This is a genomic window from Vibrio sp. 10N.286.51.B11, from assembly GCF_041469245.1.
Lineage (GTDB): Bacteria > Pseudomonadota > Gammaproteobacteria > Enterobacterales > Vibrionaceae > Vibrio > Vibrio crassostreae_C.
In genome coordinates, this window is record NZ_JBFRKI010000032.1 from 34,614 (window position 1) to 52,959 (window position 18,346).

Annotated in this window: 12 protein-coding genes and 3 pseudogenes; 9 read left to right on the forward strand and 6 right to left on the reverse strand. The window is 43.1% G+C overall.

The genetic code is table 11. The features are described from left to right. Window positions 1-146 precede the first annotated feature (146 nt). The 3 genes and pseudogenes from AB4154_RS16380 to AB4154_RS16390 form a co-directional block, all read right to left on the reverse strand. Window positions 147-1,892, reverse strand: coding sequence for an EAL domain-containing protein (locus AB4154_RS16380; RefSeq protein ID WP_372123582.1), 1,746 nt, complete (start codon window positions 1,890-1,892; stop codon window positions 147-149). An 835-nt stretch (window positions 1,893-2,727) separates the two neighbouring features. Continuing rightward, window positions 2,728-3,207 carry a type II secretion system protein gene (locus AB4154_RS16385; protein WP_017060589.1) on the reverse strand — a complete coding sequence of 160 codons (480 nt, stop codon included), beginning with the start codon at window positions 3,205-3,207 and terminating at the stop codon, window positions 2,728-2,730. Window positions 3,208-3,457: 250 nt separating this feature from the next. Further along, window positions 3,458-4,846 (reverse strand): annotated as a pseudogene (locus tag AB4154_RS16390) (putative bifunctional diguanylate cyclase/phosphodiesterase); the annotation flags it as partial. Between the two features lie 182 nt (window positions 4,847-5,028). On the opposite strand from AB4154_RS16390, the gene AB4154_RS16395 reads away from it, so the two are divergent. Next, window positions 5,029-5,718 (forward strand): response regulator transcription factor, encoded by a 690-nt coding sequence (locus AB4154_RS16395; protein WP_017060591.1) that lies wholly within the window; start codon window positions 5,029-5,031, stop codon window positions 5,716-5,718. After that, a pseudogene (locus AB4154_RS16400) lies at window positions 5,711-7,059 on the forward strand (sensor histidine kinase). Before AB4154_RS16395 ends, AB4154_RS16400 begins: the two are co-directional and overlap by 8 nt. A gap of 165 nt (window positions 7,060-7,224) precedes the next feature. On the opposite strand, the gene AB4154_RS16405 reads toward AB4154_RS16400, so the two are convergent. Continuing rightward, window positions 7,225-7,761 (reverse strand): GNAT family N-acetyltransferase, encoded by a 537-nt coding sequence (locus AB4154_RS16405; protein ID WP_017069226.1) that lies wholly within the window; start codon window positions 7,759-7,761, stop codon window positions 7,225-7,227. Between the two features lie 226 nt (window positions 7,762-7,987). On the opposite strand from AB4154_RS16405, the gene AB4154_RS16410 reads away from it, so the two are divergent. After that, on the forward strand, window positions 7,988-9,253 hold the full coding sequence (locus tag AB4154_RS16410) for an HD-GYP domain-containing protein (RefSeq protein ID WP_372123584.1): 1,266 nt from the start codon (window positions 7,988-7,990) through the stop codon (window positions 9,251-9,253). A 134-nt stretch (window positions 9,254-9,387) separates the two neighbouring features. On the opposite strand, the pseudogene AB4154_RS16415 reads toward AB4154_RS16410, so the two are convergent. Further along, window positions 9,388-9,711, reverse strand: a pseudogene (locus AB4154_RS16415) (PTS sugar transporter subunit IIA); the annotation flags it as partial. Between the two features lie 187 nt (window positions 9,712-9,898). Between AB4154_RS16415 and AB4154_RS16420 the strand changes: the two are divergent. The 4 genes from AB4154_RS16420 to AB4154_RS16435 all read left to right on the forward strand — a co-directional run bounded on the left by AB4154_RS16420 (window position 9,899) and on the right by AB4154_RS16435 (window position 13,426). Next, complete coding sequence (locus tag AB4154_RS16420; protein WP_017060596.1) at window positions 9,899-10,519, forward strand: hypothetical protein; 621 nt, start codon at window positions 9,899-9,901, stop codon at window positions 10,517-10,519. Window positions 10,520-10,963: 444 nt separating this feature from the next. Further along, window positions 10,964-12,172: a NupC/NupG family nucleoside CNT transporter gene (locus AB4154_RS16425; protein WP_017060598.1), complete on the forward strand. Its 1,209-nt coding sequence runs from the start codon at window positions 10,964-10,966 to the stop codon at window positions 12,170-12,172. A 321-nt stretch (window positions 12,173-12,493) separates the two neighbouring features. Beyond that, a complete protein-coding gene (locus AB4154_RS16430) occupies window positions 12,494-12,763 on the forward strand; it encodes a hypothetical protein (protein ID WP_017064869.1) in 270 nt (89 codons plus the stop codon). Between the two features lie 45 nt (window positions 12,764-12,808). Continuing rightward, on the forward strand, window positions 12,809-13,426 hold the full coding sequence (locus AB4154_RS16435; protein WP_017064868.1) for a class I SAM-dependent methyltransferase: 618 nt from the start codon (window positions 12,809-12,811) through the stop codon (window positions 13,424-13,426). A gap of 144 nt (window positions 13,427-13,570) precedes the next feature. Here the strand turns inward: AB4154_RS16435 and AB4154_RS16440 are convergent, their stop codons facing one another. After that, window positions 13,571-14,713, reverse strand: coding sequence for a DUF3541 domain-containing protein (locus AB4154_RS16440; RefSeq protein ID WP_372123586.1), 1,143 nt, complete (start codon window positions 14,711-14,713; stop codon window positions 13,571-13,573). 283 nt (window positions 14,714-14,996) lie between these two features. Between AB4154_RS16440 and AB4154_RS16445 the strand changes: the two genes are divergently transcribed. Then, the gene (locus tag AB4154_RS16445) at window positions 14,997-16,352 is read left to right on the forward strand and encodes a diguanylate cyclase (protein WP_372123588.1); all 1,356 of its coding nucleotides are present in this window, start codon (window positions 14,997-14,999) and stop codon (window positions 16,350-16,352) included. Between the two features lie 163 nt (window positions 16,353-16,515). Continuing rightward, window positions 16,516-18,165: a DEAD/DEAH box helicase gene (locus tag AB4154_RS16450; RefSeq protein ID WP_372123590.1), complete on the forward strand. Its 1,650-nt coding sequence runs from the start codon at window positions 16,516-16,518 to the stop codon at window positions 18,163-18,165. The last annotated feature ends 181 nt before the right edge of the window (window positions 18,166-18,346 follow it).

An 18,346-nucleotide genomic window follows, 5' to 3' on the forward strand; every position in this document is an offset into this window, starting at 1 on the left:
CATCGGGTATTTTAATGTTTAGATAAAGCACGTTTGGTGGGGAGGGCACTTGAAGCCTACATCCTTGTGGGCTCTCAAGCAGCTGTATAAGCGATGATTATTTGAATAGGGAATGGTTGCTGATCAAGATTTCTATTAGGCTGGGCCTATTGCTCCTTTGAGTCATTAGGCCGGCTATATAGGTAACCTTGATGTAAGTTGTAGCCTAATTGACACAAGATATATTGCTGCCTACGCGTCTCGACACCTTCATAAATCATTGTGATATTTGATAGGCGTCCAATCTCCGAGATATTGAGCAATACACCCTGATGATGCTCTCCTGACTCGATATCCTTAACAAAGCAACGATCCAGTTTTAGATAGGCCGGAGAGATAACATTGATGATTTCGATGTTGTTATTGCCCGTACCAAAGTCATCCAGAGCGATAGTGATACCAAGCTTTTTGATATCCTTAATGTTATCGATAACCTCACACCCATAGCCAATGTTCGAATATTCAGTAATCTCGACGACAAACTCATTCGCTTCCATCGCGGTTAAATGCTCTCTGAGCCTTGCGAAGTTCGACCCTACCAAAGCACTTGGGCACACGTTGACACCATAGATCTCATGGCTGTTGTTTAACTTCGCTTTTCTGACTGTCTCGATGAGTAAAATAGTATGAAAGGTGAGTAAATTGGTGCGTCTCATGGTGTTGATGAAGCTTAAAACGCCAACGTTACGCACACGAGATAACAACTCGTAGTAGAGAACGCAGTTGTCTTCGGTGTTGATGATCGGCTCTTCTTCAAAGGAGATGTGTTTCCAACGAAACAGGTAGATCACGAAACCCAGAATATAGGAGCGATAAAGCAGGGTGGCGAGTATCAGAGAAAGCGCAATCCATAGTGCAACAATGTCGTCACTGTAGAAGGTGATGGTTGCACCCGTTGGTAGGGAGGTTTGATAGATAGATTTACTCTCTTCGCCAAGGTTTAAGATGTGGTAACCATTCTTCTGGATGGAAATCGAATCGACTAATAGAGGCAATAGTGAGTTCTTGTATCGAGCTTCGATAGATCGTTTAGATATTCGAGCAACCATCTCAATATCGTGCTCGGTATCCATGAAGCGTGAATAGGCAAAGTCAGCACTATCGTAGAAGTCGTCTAATTGATTGAGCTCTATCATCTTAGAACGTGTTTTAGAGATATAGCAGGAGTCATAAGGTGTGGTCATGACGACAGAATCAAGGTTGAGCGAGTGCCTTAGCGAGTGCACAGCCCCGTGGCTATCGCAACCGTAGTCCATGACTTCTGCGGCAATGTGTTTGGTGTTCTCACTGTATTCATTCGCAATCTTCGTCGTATAAAGGATTTGGGAAAAGTAGACAACGAATAGGAAAAAGGAAGAGATGGTGAACACGGCTATCAGAGCCTTAATCAGCTCTCGATGATAGGTGTTGAACATCAGTTTCAACATCTCGAACTGGCTGGGCTTGAACTGGTTGATGTCGTACTTAGGTGCGATACGGTTGGTTGAGCTTTTATCGAGATCGATAAAGTAACCTACCTTATAAAGGTTAGAGATAAGTTCGCTATTATTATCTACCTTCGCTTTCTTACATAAGCTTCGATATTTCTTTCTTATAGAAGCAATAATATTTTTTAACGCGTATAAGCTAAACTCTTCGTCAAAGTGTAATTTAAAAGATTCTTCAACATCTCGTGCAGATTGAGGGTTTGATATTGACGAGTGTTCAATAAGGTATTTGAAAACAAAACTCTCTTTACTATTAAGAGTTTCCTCTGATATCTTATTACTGTCTCTTTTTATGTATATTTTTTCTTCATTGTAGATCAGTTGCAAGCTCTCATTATTGTTATTTATATTGAAAGAACAGTGCATAGCTCAACTCCTAAGCGATAGTTATTATATTTGTGTGATGGATATGTGATGGCTGGGATTGTCATTCAACACAAGAGTTCGATCTAAATAATATAACCAAAATGTCACCATTTCCTCTTAAGATGTTGATACTAATCGCAGAATTTGGGCTTTAATGAAAGGTTATGGAGATGTTCACCCAAAAGTTGAATTTATAAATGAAAGCCAATGATTTACAAGGGGTAAGGGGGATTTATCCATTTGTTTTGGTATTTATCCATTTCACAGCTTCTACGCGGTAGGTTTAGCGACTGGATTTAGAGGTTTCTAATGTAGCTTCTGATGGTATTCATTCGGTTTATCGATGCGTGAGATTTATCAGAATTTTTCATGATAAAATTAAATTATGTCATTTTATGTGATATTAATATAATTTATGTGGCGTATTGTTTTGGTGATTTAATTAAAGTAATCAATGATAGAATTAATTATATTTGTTGAATGATTGACTTTAATTTATTCTGTTACGAAATTTAAATAATTAAACTTTAAGGTGGGATATTTAAAATAGGGAAAGGATGATTTTTATCATGATGTGTTGATTAAAGAATTTTAATTGAATTATTATTGACATATGTATCAAATATGTGTCTATGTAAATATTAATCGGCTAGTGATGAAAATAAGATATGAATGAGGTTGGTGTTATACCATGAGCACTGCCTAAAAGTATAAGCAGCAACAAGTTAGATCAATTAGTGTTATTTTTGAGCAAATGTTAGCGTAACCACATGATATTCAAAGATCTGTTGCGGTGGCTTTGTGTTAACTATGGAAGCGTGCAATCGTTGAGTATTTAACATGCACCATCAAGCACCACGATCTGTGGTTCTTTTTCTGGCTGATAAAGCACCTGACAAAAGTCTCCTTCTGGCGAATAGGTGTAGTTTTCGGTGTCGAAAGAGATGGCGGCTACTCTTTCTGCATTGCTGCCAGAGTCTACTTCTTTGTTGATGACATGAAGCTCTGTTGCGTCGATATTGAGCAGTCTTCTTAGTGAGTCAACATAGGCGATTGGGTAACCATGACAAACGTAGTAGGTCTCAATCTCCGTCTTTTCAACATAGTTGCACTCATCCTCAACGCCAGCAATCGCTGACTTCGCGTAGATCATATCGATACCCGTGCGAAGGTTACCAGCCACATCATGTATTTTACTCGCCCGAGCACTTCCTTGAACGTCTAAGAACTTGACCATAGCTGTCGCCGAAACGATCGCTAAAATTAATACAGAGATGATGAGTTCTAAAAGAGTGAAGCCGTTTTGTCTGTTCATGGTTACCGATTATTTGCTCTGCTAAAGGGACGGAATGAGGGTAATCTAAATACCAAAGTCATTACAGTTAGTGGGTATAATGGTTTGGTGTTTTATTGTGTGAATTGCTAAGTAATTTTCTTTATAAACAATAGCTTAATTATTTCCTCTTACTGTTAAACGCTATGTAAGCATACGTAAGCGTACACACCCACAGCAGCCGATTGTTTAGGAAGCATTCAAACGACTTAATTTATTGATAAATAAGTCTTTAATTGTAGGATTGTCGACCATTCAAAAACTGACTTTCGACTTCATTTGAGGGAATTGGTTTACTAAATAAAAATCCCTGAAGATACTGGTATCCACAATCGATTAAGAACGCTTTTTGCGTTTCGGTTTCGACACCTTCAGCAACCACTTTTAGCCCCAATTTTTCACAGATAGCATGGGTGGCTTGGACAATCGCTTTGCTCCCTTTGTGTGAACCGTGGACGAAGCTTTTATCGAGTTTCACGGTGCTAATCGGTAAGTCATGCAACATCGACAGTGACGAGTAGCCTGTGCCAAAGTCATCAAGGTGAAGCTCTACGCCCAATTTAGAAATATCGCTTAACGCTTGCCTGACTTCACCATGCTTGAAGATCATGGAAGATTCGGTGATCTCAAGGGCGATGCTTTGAGGTTGGATATTGTAGAAGTTCAACATTGCTAATAGCTGCTCGGCAAAGGTCGCGTGCATCTGAATACTCGAAATATTGATACTCATCATCAACTCACTATCAAACTCACGTTGCCATATCGATAGCTGTTTGAGTGCAGAGTTCAGAACCCATTTCCCGAGCGGTACAATCTGCCCCGTCTCCTCCGCTAAGCTAATAAACTCATCAGGGCCTATGTTACCTAGCTCTTTGTCTGACCATCGAAGCAAGGCTTCAAACCCTTTCACCTTGTCGCTGTTGGTGTTCATGATCGGTTGATAGTGAAGGTTGAGATCGTCGTTTTCTATGGCGCGTGCCAGTCGATGGCGGATCTCTACTTTGCGATGCAGGGTTTGTGCTAAGTCTGGGGTAAACGTTTGGAAGCGGTTTCGACCATTCGCTTTTGCAAGATGCATCGCCATACCCGCTTGCTTTAGCAATGTTTCTTGGTCAACCGCGTTATCAGGGAAATGCGCGGTACCTATGCTGCAACCGACAGATAAACTGCCGATGCCTCTGATATGGAAACTTCGGTTTAAGGCATCAATGATGCGAGAGCAAAGTAGTGGGATATTTTGATTTCGGCAGGTGTGGGCAATCACAATGAATTCGTCGCCACCAAATCGCCCTATCATGCATTTCTCATCAACCAACTGTTTAAGGCGTTCACCAACCTGTTTGAGTCGTTGGTCTCCGACAGTGTGCCCATAAGTGTCATTAACTAATTTGAAGCCATCAAGGTCGACAAACATCAATTCAAACGGTGAGCGATAGGCAATGCTGGTTTCTAGAAGGTTGCTGATCCCACTGCGATTATAAAGCTCCGTTAAACAGTCGTGTTCTGCGTTGTATCTGGCTTTTATCAGCTTCTCTTTTTGCTTTGTTGTACAGGTTAGGTTTAGCAGCAGTTCGCTTTTATCAAAGAGCCACTTTCCTTGCACATCAAAATGGTGTGCTCTGAAGGAGGAAACCTTGATAAACCAAGGCGCACCGGTTGTTGGTTCTCTATTCTGTAAACGTGTATGTACAAAAGTGATTACTATGTTTTGCGTACGGTAAATGTAGGGCTCTGATTCCAATATTGATGATCTATGATCAGTATATATACTGCCTTCGCTTTTAATAAATACTGGTGATAGGAATGTCGAAAACCAAAGTGCTCATTGTTGAAGATGACCAAGAGATAGCTCGTCTAACGACGCTTTACCTCGAAGCTGAAGGTTACAATGTTAGCGTTGTTCATGAAGGGAACTTGGCACTTGAAGCGATCCGTAGTATTGAACCTGATTTAGTGCTGTTGGACTTGATGCTTCCAGGGATGAGCGGCGCGCAAATTTGCCGTCAAGCCCGTGAGTTTTACAATGGAATGATTTTAGTGCTAACGGCTTCCGCCGATGAAATGAGCGAGGTCAGCTTGTTTAAATTTGGTGCGGACGATTACGTTGCCAAACCGATTCGTGGCCATGCCTTGTTAGCGCGAATTGAAGCGTTATTGCGTCGAGCGACTCCCGTAAAAACTGCGCAAGAAACTACGGCTGAAAAACAGTGCGATATTGTAATCAACAGCTCTGCTCAAAGTGCCACGCTCTACGGCCAAAACCTCAAGCTTACTTCTGCTGAATTTGAAATCTTAAACCTTCTCGTTAATAACATCTGTCAGGTCGTGACTCGAGACCAGTGCTGTCAGTTATTTAGAGGGATAGATTACGCGTTCAACGACCGCTCGATTGATATGCGCGTGTCTGGGTTACGCCGAAAGCTGCGCATTCACGCAAAAGACAAACAGTTGATTCGTACGGTTCGCAACAAGGGGTACATGCTGGTTGCGTAAGTTCATTGCTACGAAGCTTCGCTCGGTTTCGATGTTTGCTCGCTTATACCTTGGGATTGTGACTGGGATGTCGGCAACGATATTTTTGTTCTTGAACCTTGGTGAGGGGTACATGCGACGCACCGAGATCGAAACCTTCCTCAATGATGGCATCTACTTTGCGGAGCAGTATGTTCGTCAACACAATCAAGAAAACTCACTCTATAAAGAGCTCGATAGAACAGGCTACCAACAATTTTATATCTTCAATTTACGCCTGTTGGAGAATTGGTCGGGCGAGGCGCCTTGCCAACAATGTGAGTTATACACAACCTTAAACGGTGTGCCGATATATCTAAGTGATGACAACCTCTATTCGACCGTGTTTCAGCTACCAAACTCTAAATTCAGTTTTGGGTTCAGTGAGGTAGGGGACTTTTTCTCTCCTGACATTGAATGGTACGAAGACTCAGAACGACACTTTTTGTTAGGGCTGTTGTTGGCTGTGATTGTGGCGATTGGAGCAAGTGTTTACTTACCTGTGAGGCGTTTTCAAGAAAGAATAGAGTTGCTCGTCGAGAAGCAGAAACAGTTTGGTAAGGGCAAGCTTAGTACTCGATCTGACATGGACGACATCCATCCTGTTTCTGATTTGGCCAGCAGTTTTAACTTCATGGCTGAAGAGATCGAAAGCAAAGTAAAACAAAGTCATATTTTCGCTCAAGCTATCCCACACGAAGTACGAACTCCGCTAAGTCGTATTCAACTGGCGACCGATATCCTAAGAAGGGGAGCCCCCGATAATCATCAGGTTCTTTTCGATGACATTGATACCTACATTGAGGATATCAACGAGCTCACGTCAGAAATCATCATGCTGTCGAAGTTGAATGTCATGGATAACTCTTTCTTTGAGCTCGTTAAAGTGACCTCCGATCTTCGTGAGTATTGCCTAGACCGAATTCGTTACTCGAAACTAGACAATGCCACCTTTGAATCTAAGGTACAGCTAGAGTGCAAGATTAAGTGTGATTGCTCAATGGCACGCTTGGTGTTCGATAACGTTCTCAAGAATGCGGGTAATTACACACAAGACAAAGTGTGGATGACGCTGGATGAGAACTCAGAAAACTGGCTGGTGGTGATTGAAGACAATGGTTCTGGAATACCAGAGAATAGGCGTGATGAGGTATTCCTTCCGTTCTCTCGACTAGACTCAAGCAGAACGTCGACCAACGGTGGATTGGGGTTGGGCCTCGCGATTGCTCTATCGGCGGCTAAAAACTTTCTTGGGATATCAAAATCGACGACAGCAACCATGGTGGTGCCAAGTTCAGTATCGTGATTCCTAAGATCGCATAAACTGTAGCTTTAAGAACTCTTCAGGCTCGTCAAATAACAAAGCCACGGACTAATACCGTGGCTTTTTCATATTCCGATTTACAAGCTAGTGACTTCTTAGTACTACTGCCTAGAGCCTAGAGCCTAGAGCCTAGAGCTTAGAGCTTAGAGCTTAGAGCTTAGAGCTTAGAGCTTAGAGCGATGAAGTCCATAAATAGCGTGGTCTACGATGCGGCCATTCAAGTTCTCGTTACGAGTTATAATACCTTCTAACGTGAAATGTAAGCGCTCACAAACCTTGCGGCTGCTTTGGTTACCGGTTGCGGCTGATATCTCTACCTTTTCCATATCTAACTCATTGAAAGCAACATCAATCAGCTTCTGGACAACGCGCGTCACAATCCCCTTTCCTTGGTATGTCTCAGATAACCAATAACCTATCGTCACCTTTTGCTTATCATGATCAATAGTATTGAAACTGCAGTTACCGACGACCTTGTCTTGATACACGATCGCACAGGTCATGCTTTTCCCTTCCGCATAATCGTGTAGCGAGCGTTGGATGAAGATCCTAAAGTCTTGCTCGGTTTTACAATGTGGCGGCCACACGAGCCATTGACTTAGGTACTCATTCTGGCTTTGTGAGATTTCCGCGTAGTGAGAAGCGAAGCTCTCTTCAACCAATGCGATGGAGAGTTCGTTGTCGATAACCGTTTTAAACATGTCTTTCCTTTTCTTATGGCTGCTTATTTAAGCGAATCTTAGTCGGCAGGCTATAATGTCGCATGATTTTTAATATGCAACCATTTGTAGCACGGATTTTTCGTGATACGTTGGTTCTATCACGAAACTCATTAAACCTTACAATAGTTGTGTATATAATCATTAGCTATGCATTAGTATTAGCGGCCTAAATATATAAAAAATATAAAAATGCTAGGTTTAAATAATGAATCAACATTGCCAGGACGTGACCGTGGACTTAAGGAAGGCTCTATTCGGTATTGCTAAGGCGCTTGATAACGTCGGTTTCGAAAGTAAAAATCATGGACAGAGAGTGGGCTATATCGCGTATCGATGTGCTCTGAGTGTGGGGTGGGAAGAAGAGCAAGCGCAGCTCGCGTTTTCGTTAGGCTTGATTCACGACTGTGGTGTCTCGCAAATTGATGAACAGCTCAGTTTAACGTCTGGGTTTGTACCTGACTCAAGCTATCACCATTGTCAAAAGGGCTACCAAATCTTAAAAGAGTGCCCAGTTCTTTCTATATTTGCTAAGCCGGTTCTTTATCACCATACTCCGTGGTCTGAGCTAAGGGCTATTCATATCGGCGAGTTAGAAAGAGAACTAGCTGCCATCGTGATGCTTGCCGATAGAGTCGATTATCTATACGGCATAACCTCTTCTGATCGTTATGGAAACCTAACACCAGATGGCAAAGCGAGCATCATTGAACGTTTGACTGAACAAGCGGATGAGATGTTCGAAACCAACCTTGTGCAACACATGTGCGAGTTGGTTGATTTGGATGACTTCTGGTTTTCTATGGAGATTCCATACATCGAGAACATGAGGGATAACTTTGAACCTGTGCCATTTTTCTCCCAGCAAATGTCGCTGGATGAGACGGTGGCCTTTGCCGAGTTTATCGCCAATGTTGTTGATACCAAAAGTTCGTTTACCTTTAAGCACTCTTTAAAGGTTGGGCAGCTTTCAGAATACCTCGCCAAACAGCTGGGTTATTCCTACACCACTCAGCGCAAACTCTATCTGGCTGGGTTAGTCCATGATATCGGTAAACTGCAAACCCCTAATGACATTCTGCATAAGCCGGATTTACTCACTGAAGAAGAGTATTGCTGTATTAAACGCCATGCAACGGACACTCGATTCGCATTGCAGGAGTTGTTCAGTTCACCTCAGGTTTGTCAGTGGGCATCTAATCACCATGAAAGGTTAGATGGTTCGGGTTACCCAATGGGAAAAACGGCGGAAGAGTTGGATCAACCCAGTCGAATTGTTGCTGTGGTGGATGTGTTTCAAGCGCTAACTCAGTCTCGACCTTATCGTGGAGGCATGACGTTAGAAGAGACTCTCGCTATTTTGAGGGACCACGTTGATAACTTTAAGTTGGATCGAGAAGTGTTTGAGTGCCTTAATAAACACGCGCAATATTGCTTTGAATTATCGACAGACAAACGAATGTACGCGTTTTAACGCCACTGAATGCTTTCGAGGTGTGACGCCTAAACTCATACTCGGTCGAAATGACTAAACACCAGAAACAGAAAAGCGATAGCCGAGGCTATCGCTTTTTTTAATGGGGGCTTATCAGGATTTTTAGATCGAGATTAGTATCGCTTTAAGATCTCGATGATCGCTTGCTCAGTTTCCGCTGCGATGATGGCATCAATGTCATTATCATTTTGGAACAACTCTGATAGCGCCATAATCGTATGGATGTGGCTATCTGAGTCCATCGCCGCCAGAGTAATCGAAAGGTAAACGTCACCGTTGTCTTCTGACTCTAAATCAACACCCTTTTTGAATACCGTTACTTGCAGTGATGCTTCGTTCACACCATCTTCAGGGCGAGCATGAGGCATCGCAATTTTTGGTGCCAGAACATAGTACGCGCCGATGTCCTTGTGCTTTTGCTTGATAGCTTGAACATAATCTGTTCATTTCATAACGTTCCGTTACAAACCCTTGTTATTGACTGATGACTCAATAAATTTAACCCGATGTGTGAGCGAATTTATATAAATAACAATTATGTAAAATATTGATTTTATGAATGTTTACTCATTAAGTCGATTTTTGTTAGAACAGCCTATTCAAAACAATAAGATAGGTAAATCTATGAAAAAACTCGTCAGTTTACTGCTCGCTGCAGTATCGTTAGGGCTTTCTGGTTGTGCAACGGTATTAACAGCAGAACAAAGTGCGCCTCAACTCAATGAAGTTCCACAGGAAAAAGCGTTGACCGTCGCTGTAATCGATAAGAGACCATACGTTCTCGATCATGATAAAGAGCCAAAATTTGAGGGAATTATTCGCAGTTCGTTAGGTATTCCTTATACCTACAACACGGCGACACAGCAGCCAATGTCTCAATTTTTGACTGACAGATTGGTCGCAGGCTTGAAAAAACAGCAAGTAGCTGTTGAGTCGGTTGAGACGACGCCTGAAGAGGATATCACCAAGGTTGCTGAGCAGATGAAAGCATTCGACAACAAATCGATGATGTTTGTCTTGAATGAGTGGAAGTATGACTTCCACGCATTTACGGATAACTCTTGGTACAACGTTAATGTGATTATCTATGATGAAGCTGGTAATAAGCTACTCAGCAAAAATTTCCAAGGCGAGAATGATGTACCTGATGGTGGTGCAATCATCAATGAGATGCAACTGATCTACAAACAGCGTTTTGAAGAGATATTCCGAGATGCTGAAGTGAAAAGTGCCCTGCTAAACTAGTTATTCCCACTTTGATCTCATATTTTGAAAAAGCCACACTCTGTGGCTTTTTATTTTAATGATGGTTTTTTTGCATTATTTCTTGCTGGAAAAATTAATTATTGCGAGAAGTAGTTCGATTTGTACGCTTTATGACCGCGCGATCGTTTGCGTCAAAAAATGTGATGAAAGTCTCACTTAACTGTTTATACTTCTTTTCCGGTTTTAAGCCGGTGCTTAGCCAATACAAGCCGTCACATGGATATGTGAATGACCCCACGGACCGGACCAGCTACGTTCCACTGCTTGTATAAGGTGATTTTTTACATGAACAACTCGTTGTTACATTCGCTAACCCTGTTAGCTCCTTCATCGCGTAGCGTTTTGCTTGCGGTTCTTTGTCCTGTTCCTTTGATGTCATTTGCTTGGCTCATGTTCACTCTTTAAGGGTTACTAGGACACATTATGAATATTCTATTTGGTTTTGTCGGTGTTCTTGCACTGATTGCTTGCGCGTACCTGTTATCTGAAAGTCGTTCTTCAATTAACTGGAAAACGGTCTCTCGTGCACTATTACTTCAAATCGGTTTTGCAGCCTTAGTCTTGTATTTCCCATGGGGACAATTGGCGCTAACAAGCCTAAGTAATGGTGTTTCTAGCCTGCTTGGTTTTGCAGACGTTGGTATCGCATTCCTTTTCGGTGACCTTGCTACTGAAGGCTTCATTTTCGCGGTTCGCGTGCTTCCAATCATTATCTTCTTCAGTGCTTTGATTTCTGCGCTTTATTACTTAGGCGTTATGCAAAAAGTGATTCAAATCTTGGGCGGAGCGGTGCAAAAACTGCTGGGTACAAGTAAAGCTGAATCTCTGGTTGCTACAGGTAATATCTTCCTTTCTCAGGGTGAGTCTCCTCTTCTTATTCGTCCCTTTTTAAAGTCTATGACTCGTTCGGAACTGTTTGCTGTAATGGCAGGTGGTATGGCGTCGGTAGCGGGTAGTGTACTTGGTGGTTATGCTGGCCTTGGTGTTGAGCTTAAATACCTTATCGCTGCAAGCTTTATGGCGGCTCCGGGTAGCCTGTTAATGGCGAAGATCATTGTTCCTGAGCGCAGCACACCAAGTGACTACGACCACATTGAGCTCGATAAAGCTGACCAAAGCAACGTGATTGATGCATTGGCAAGCGGCGCGATGAACGGTATGAAGGTTGCAGTAGCGGTTGGTACAATGTTGGTTGCCTTCGTGAGTGTGATTGCGATGGTCAACACTGGCCTAGAAAGCCTAGGTGAAACGTTCGGTTTTGCGGGCATTACGCTGCAAGCTATCTTCGGTTACCTGTTCTCGCCTCTTGCATGGCTGATCGGTATCCCGAGTGATGAAGTATTGATGGCAGGTTCTTACATCGGTCAGAAGATCGTTATGAACGAGTTTGTTGCTTTTATCGACTTCGTTGAGAACAAAGCTCTGTTATCTGAACACAGCCAAGTGATCGTGACTTTTGCTCTATGTGGCTTTGCTAACATTGGTTCTATCGCGATTCAGTTAGGTTCAATCGGTGTTATGGCACCAGAGCGCCGTGCTGAAGTTGCAAACTTAGGTTTGAAAGCTGTAGCTGCTGGTACGCTAGCAAACCTAATGAGTGCATGCTTAGCGGGTATTTTCATCCTGCTTTAAGCTATATTCAGTTAAAGCGGACACTTTACTTACGGAGTTAACGTAAGGAGGGTGTCCGCTTTTTTGTGCCTGTTAATCAGGCGAAATCAGGTTTTGGCCGTCGACTGTGATTTGTCTATCGTGAGTAAAAGCTCACTCGGAAGAGTAATAGAGCCAGTTCCTTTTATCCGATATACTTGAATATCATCAGGTTGCGATTAATAACATTCGGCTTCGATTAAGAACATTCGATTTCGATTGAGAATATTCGGTTCCGACTAAGCATATCCGCTTTCGATTAGGAACAATGGCAACCAAGCTAAATTAATCAAGGGTCTCTCCATGAACATTCGCGTTCTCATCGGTCTTATTGTTACCTTCATTGGCTTGTTTGCGATGGTTTACCTAATTGCTGGCGGCGCTCAGTTTCCTATCTACCAGTGGCCAAAAGAGGCTTATCTCGGTTTGGTGTTCAGCGTGGTGTGGGGGGCTGGTGTCGCAGCGTCTGTAGCGTATTTCTTCTCGGCATTGGTGTTTGTTACTGTCGCCGTGGTTTGCTATGCGATCGGTTATAAAATCGGTGGGCTCTTTTCTTCAAGTTCTAAAGCTTAATCTTATCAAGGTGTGCTGATGTTCATTGAAGTAGGGCTGATTTGAATGCACTGGCTCGATCGTTGGAAGGTGTATCGCTATCATCGGAAACAAACTAACCGCTCGAATGGCGACAAGGCTAAAGCTTTAGGTTGGACTAGCGAAGAGAGTCAATTGTGTCGCTTTGAAGTAATCGCTCGTGCGGCGGACTTCGAAAAGAAGAGTGTTTTAGATTTGGGTTGCGGCTATGGCGAGCTGTTTGAACTGCTCGACAGCATCTATCGTATTCAATCTTATACCGGCGTTGACCAACACGCAGGCTTTCTTAAGAAGGCGAAGCAAAACTACACAGAAGATCGTTGTCAGTTTTTGGCGGGTGATATGAGCAAAATGAACCTTGAGGCGCACGACATTGTCATCGCTAGTGGTTCACTGAACTACATCTCTCGTGATTCTGATTATCTGACAAACATGATTACTCGCATGTATGAACTGGCGAATCAGACGGTGATTTTTAATCTTCTCAACTCAAGCCAGTATCCTTCGCGTAATACCTTGATGAGTTATCACCCTCAAGGTGTCTATCGTTTCTGTAAAACGCTCTGCGATGATGTCTCTTTAACGGAGGGCTACGCAGAAGGGGATTTTACGATAGTGATGAACAAAGCCGTGTCAGGAGCTTGATGTCGTCTTTGTTTTTATCTTTACGCAGGTTTTGATATTAACAACTTTTGATACGAGTACTGACGTAGTAAACAGCAAAAAGCCGCAGCCTTGAAAGGTATAAGGCTTTTTGGGTTCTATGATGAACCTAGGCTAGGTATGTTGCTAGTTCTTCGGTGGTTGGTTTTTAATGAGTCCGTAAGGGATGTTAGTAAACACCTTAGGGTTGCCTTCATAAGTCGGCGCTTCATTCACTTGCTGCCAATCGAGTAGCATGATTGCTAATACGTTGCGGTGTTCACCGTACTCAAGGTCAAAATCGCCAGTAATTGAAGGGATCATGCCTTGTTTCTCATCGATTGAAGCTTGAATCGCGAGTCGAGTTTTCTCTAGAACTGGTTCATCTTCTAAACCTGCCAATAAGAAGGTTAATCCAACCTCAGCAATCACATCTTCTTTCGCACGCAGCAGAATCGTATCGATGTTTTCTCTAAAGTAATCGTAGATCCATTGATGGTCTTGTTCGCTTACTTGATGTTGGTAATATTCTGAGTCGCCGAAGATGACGTGTGTCATACCATAGATCTTATTGCCGAATTGCTGGCTTGAGAGTTTTTTGTCTTTATCGTCTGGATACGCTTTTTTGAAGGTATCGACAAACTCATCAACGACATCCTGCTCACCCAGTTGGCGCAACCAGTAAACCTGATTCGCTAATTGAGCGGCCCACGCTTTCACCATGTCTTCATTGGTCACGTATCGTGAGAAGTCATAGCGACGAATGATTTCGCGTAGCTTGGCATCGTTCTTGTGTTCTAAACCGTATTCGTTAGCACGAGCCATAGAGCCTAGAAGGTCAACACCAAGGTAAAGGTATTCAGGCATGTGCTTGGTGATGTTGTAGCGTCGAATACTGCGCTCATCGTTATCACCAATATAAGATGCAACTCGCTTCTCTGAGTAGAGTACGATTTGTTCCATGGTTTGAACGTCATTCGACAGGGTGCTGAGCTTGCTTGCCACTCGAGCCATGTCGCTCCACACCGCCGCTGAATACTTATCGTCTAATGTTTGACGATACATGCGCAGCCCGTAGTGACCTTCTTTGAATGCAGGCAGGGTGTAAAGCTGGCTTTCGTAGGTGGTGCGAATTAGGTCTGCAGATTGCTTGAAAGATTGTTCTTGAGAATTGAGCGAATCTGCTTGGGATTGAACGTTCACTGCGGTTGGCGCTTGAACGTTTTCTTGTGCGTGAACGGCAACCGAGGCTGATAGCAATGTACACAGTGTGATAGTTTTTAACTTCATGTCGTGAGGTACCAAGCTGATTATTAGTCTATGTAAAATAACATTGATGAATCCTTTAATGTAAGCGTTGAGTCAATACAATGTAAGCTTTATAAGGTTCACTAACCCTTTTTGATTAAACCATTCGTTTAGTAAAGAAGTTTGAAGTGATGGATCACTCAATATTTGATAGATAGTCGACGTTAGTATGGATTTTTAATGACTTAGCGGCATACTGGAGCAATAAGCCAGAAATGAGCCGTTATAAGGCAGTATATAGAACAATAGTGTTAGAGGTTCGTAAATGCCAAGTGGTTCTAGCAAGCAGTGGTCTGCCAGAGTAGTAGCTTTTCTTTTTTTTCTTGCGATAGTAAGCGCAATTGAGTTCTTTCATGCCAAGCAATTAACTTTTCTTAAAAACGAATCGTATTCAGAGGCAAAAAAGCAACTATCCATTATTCGTTCTCGGATTGAAGCCGCGATCGTGTCAGATATGTATATCCTCAATAATTTCTCGACCTTAGTGACCATCAACCCCGATGGAGAGGTAAAAAATTGGGATAAGATTGCAGAGAATATCATTCAAGATGGCTTCCATATTCGACTTATCGGACTCGCCAAAGACGACATTCTAAATTTTGTTTACCCGATGGAAGGTAATGAGCAGATTCTCGGTATTAATTATCGTGATCACCCAAATCAATGGGAGTCTGTTGAGATAGCCCGTAATTTTGGCAACACCTTTATTGCTGGTCCTTTTGAGCTGTTTCAAGGTGGGCAAGCCCTTATTACACGTACTCCGATCTTCCGAGATCCGCCTTTTAATCAAGATTATTGGGGTGTCTCCAGTGCTGTTATCGGTTTAGATGAGCTGTTTGAAGATGTTGGAATCGGCAAGATCGAGAACAAGTATGAATTAGCAATTCGTGGTGCAAACAGTTCAGGGAAAGATGGCGCTGTCTTTTATGGTACTCAGGATGTGTTCGATAATGCGTTTGCCACTGAACAGGTGAGTTTTCCATACGGGGGTTGGTACCTTGCTCTCTCCGGTAACGAACATGTATTGATGGATGAGCCTTGGTATCGCATCCAAGCGGTAAGGCTGGTGGGCTACTCCATAATATTAGTGCTGGCGTTTGCTTTCTTTACTATTTATCGCCTTTACCGCATTGCAGATAGCCGCTCTATGCATGATGAGTTAACGATGTTGCCGAATCGTCGATACTTCATGTATAGCCTCAAGCAGGCCTTCAAAACCACTCAAAAACAGAGAGCGAGAACCTTTGCTGTTGTAAATATCGACCTCGATGGGTTTAAAGCAATCAACGACACTTATGGTCACGCGGCAGGCGATCAGGTATTGATTGAGTGTGCTAACCGCATCAGAAGTGAGCTGCGTGTTTCAGATATCGTCGCAAGGATAGGCGGTGATGAGTTCTTGGTCTTGTTGCCACGCATTATCGATGATCAACACGTATCGTCGATCGTGACTAAACTACGAAAGGCGATATGCTCGGCACCAGTTGTGTACGACGCGCACTCTATTTATCTCAGAATCAGTGTGGGTTGGGTTATTCACAATAACAACTACAATGATGTCGATGCGCTCTTCAAAGCCGCTGATGAAAAAATGTACGAACAGAAGCGACAAGTTATCTAGGTTGAATTTTAGCTGCGATTAGAATTTAGTTGCTGAATGGGGGGAAAAGCCTCAGAATATCGCGCTTTGCTCCGTATCAATGTATTTGATGAGCAAAAGCTGAAGCAACGCACTTTTTAACGTGTTGCTCATACTAAATGTTATTCAACTGAGAAAATAATCTATGAGTTTTACCTCCCTTGGCCTTTCTGAACCGATCCTTAAAGCTATTGAAGCACAAGGTTACGATAAGCCATCACCAATACAAGAGAAAGCCGTGCCAGCTGTCCTAACGGGCAAAGATGTTATGGCCGCTGCTCAAACAGGTACAGGTAAAACTGCAGGCTTCACGCTACCTATTCTTGAAATGTTATCGAAAGGTACTCGCGTACGTCAGAACCAAGTTCGTGCGCTCGTGCTAACGCCAACTCGTGAGCTTGCTGCGCAAGTGAATGGCAGCGTAGTGAAGTACGGTATTAACTTACCGCTGACTTCGACGGTAGTGTTTGGTGGTGTGAAGATTAACCCTCAGATGCAAAAACTGCGTAAAGGTAGTGACGTGTTGGTGGCAACACCTGGTCGTCTACTTGACCTATACAACCAAAATGCAGTGCGTTTTGACCAACTAGAAATCCTAGTGCTAGATGAAGCGGACCGCATGCTAGACATGGGTTTCATCCGCGATATTCGTAAGATCTTAGCTTTCTTGCCTAAGAAGCGTCAGAACCTACTGTTCTCAGCGACGTTCTCTGATGATATCCGCAGCTTAGCGAAAGGCTTAGTGAACAATCCTGTTGAAATTTCAGTAAGCCCTGCAAACTCGACGGCAAAAACGGTTGAGCAAAGCATCTACCCAGTAGACAAAAAGAAAAAAAGCGCAATGCTAGCGAAGCTAATCAAAGATAACGATTGGCGACAAGTGTTGGTGTTCAGCAAGACGAAACACGGTGCTAATAAGCTTGCTCGCTTCCTTGAAGAGCAAGACATCACTGCTGCACCTATTCATGGCAACAAGAGCCAAGGTGCACGTACTAAAGCCTTAGAGAACTTCAAAACAGGTAAGGTACGAGTACTTGTTGCAACTGATATCGCTGCTCGTGGTATCGATATCCCACAACTGCCTCAAGTAGTTAACTTCGATCTTCCTCATGTATCAGAAGACTATGTACACCGTATCGGTCGTACTGGCCGTGCTGGTGAAGTAGGTAAAGCGATTTCATTGGTTTGTGCGGATGAAGTGGGTGAGCTGTTCGGTATTGAACGCCTTATTCAACAAGTGCTAGAGCGTCGTGAACTGGAAGGTTTCTCTCCAGTAAACAAGTTACCTGAGTCTCGCTTGGATTCACGTCCAATCAAGCCTAAGAAACAGAAGAAAGCAAAACAGCCACGTGAGCATGCTGATGGTCAACGCTCTGGTGATAACGCTCGCGGGCACAAGCCAGCAGGTAAGAACAAGCGTCATGTAGCTGGCAATGGTTCGGCGCCAAAGCGTAAACCAACATCTGGAAAGAAACCGGCTGAAAACAATTCAGCTGCGACAGGTGAAGATAAGTCAGTAAGAAACAACGGCAGCAACTTTAAGCGCGGTAGTGCGGGCAATAAACCTGCTGCAAATAACGCAGGTGCTCAGAACACTCTGAGCAAACCAAGCGGTGCGGGTAAATCTAACGGTACTGGTAAGCCAAACAACGCGGGTAAACCTGCAGGCAAACCTAAGAAGTCTGGTTACGGCGGTAGCTACGGCCCAAGCAAGTCGTCAAATAAGCCGACAAGCAACAAACCTTCGACAAACAAACCGTCTCGAAGCCGTTCTAAGCCAGCTCCTCAGAAGTAATCTTTTCTGAGATATTGAAAGAGCAACGAACATGAGTCGCTTTATAAAAAGGCGTCTCGTGGGTTAAGTTCTTTCTGTCATAGAAATCGAATAAGCGCGAATATTGAATCTCAATGTTCGCGTTTTTTTATGGGCGTTGTTTAGGGTGTTGTTTATGTTGAGTAATACCAATCCGGAAAAT

Excerpts from the sequence above, each read along its gene's own strand:
- AB4154_RS16380 (WP_372123582.1), bottom strand. The coding sequence starts at position 1,892 with ATGCACTGTTCTTTCAATATAAATAACAATAATGAGAGCTTGCAACTG.
- AB4154_RS16385 (WP_017060589.1), bottom strand. The coding sequence starts at position 3,207 with ATGAACAGACAAAACGGCTTCACTCTTTTAGAACTCATCATCTCTGTA.
- AB4154_RS16395 (WP_017060591.1), top strand. The coding sequence starts at position 5,029 with ATGTCGAAAACCAAAGTGCTCATTGTTGAAGATGACCAAGAGATAGCT.
- AB4154_RS16405 (WP_017069226.1), bottom strand. The coding sequence starts at position 7,761 with ATGTTTAAAACGGTTATCGACAACGAACTCTCCATCGCATTGGTTGAA.
- AB4154_RS16410 (WP_372123584.1), top strand. The coding sequence starts at position 7,988 with ATGAATCAACATTGCCAGGACGTGACCGTGGACTTAAGGAAGGCTCTA.
- AB4154_RS16420 (WP_017060596.1), top strand. The coding sequence starts at position 9,899 with ATGAAAAAACTCGTCAGTTTACTGCTCGCTGCAGTATCGTTAGGGCTT.
- AB4154_RS16425 (WP_017060598.1), top strand. The coding sequence starts at position 10,964 with ATGAATATTCTATTTGGTTTTGTCGGTGTTCTTGCACTGATTGCTTGC.
- AB4154_RS16430 (WP_017064869.1), top strand. The coding sequence starts at position 12,494 with ATGAACATTCGCGTTCTCATCGGTCTTATTGTTACCTTCATTGGCTTG.
- AB4154_RS16435 (WP_017064868.1), top strand. The coding sequence starts at position 12,809 with ATGCACTGGCTCGATCGTTGGAAGGTGTATCGCTATCATCGGAAACAA.
- AB4154_RS16440 (WP_372123586.1), bottom strand. The coding sequence starts at position 14,713 with ATGAAGTTAAAAACTATCACACTGTGTACATTGCTATCAGCCTCGGTT.
- AB4154_RS16445 (WP_372123588.1), top strand. The coding sequence starts at position 14,997 with ATGCCAAGTGGTTCTAGCAAGCAGTGGTCTGCCAGAGTAGTAGCTTTT.
- AB4154_RS16450 (WP_372123590.1), top strand. The coding sequence starts at position 16,516 with ATGAGTTTTACCTCCCTTGGCCTTTCTGAACCGATCCTTAAAGCTATT.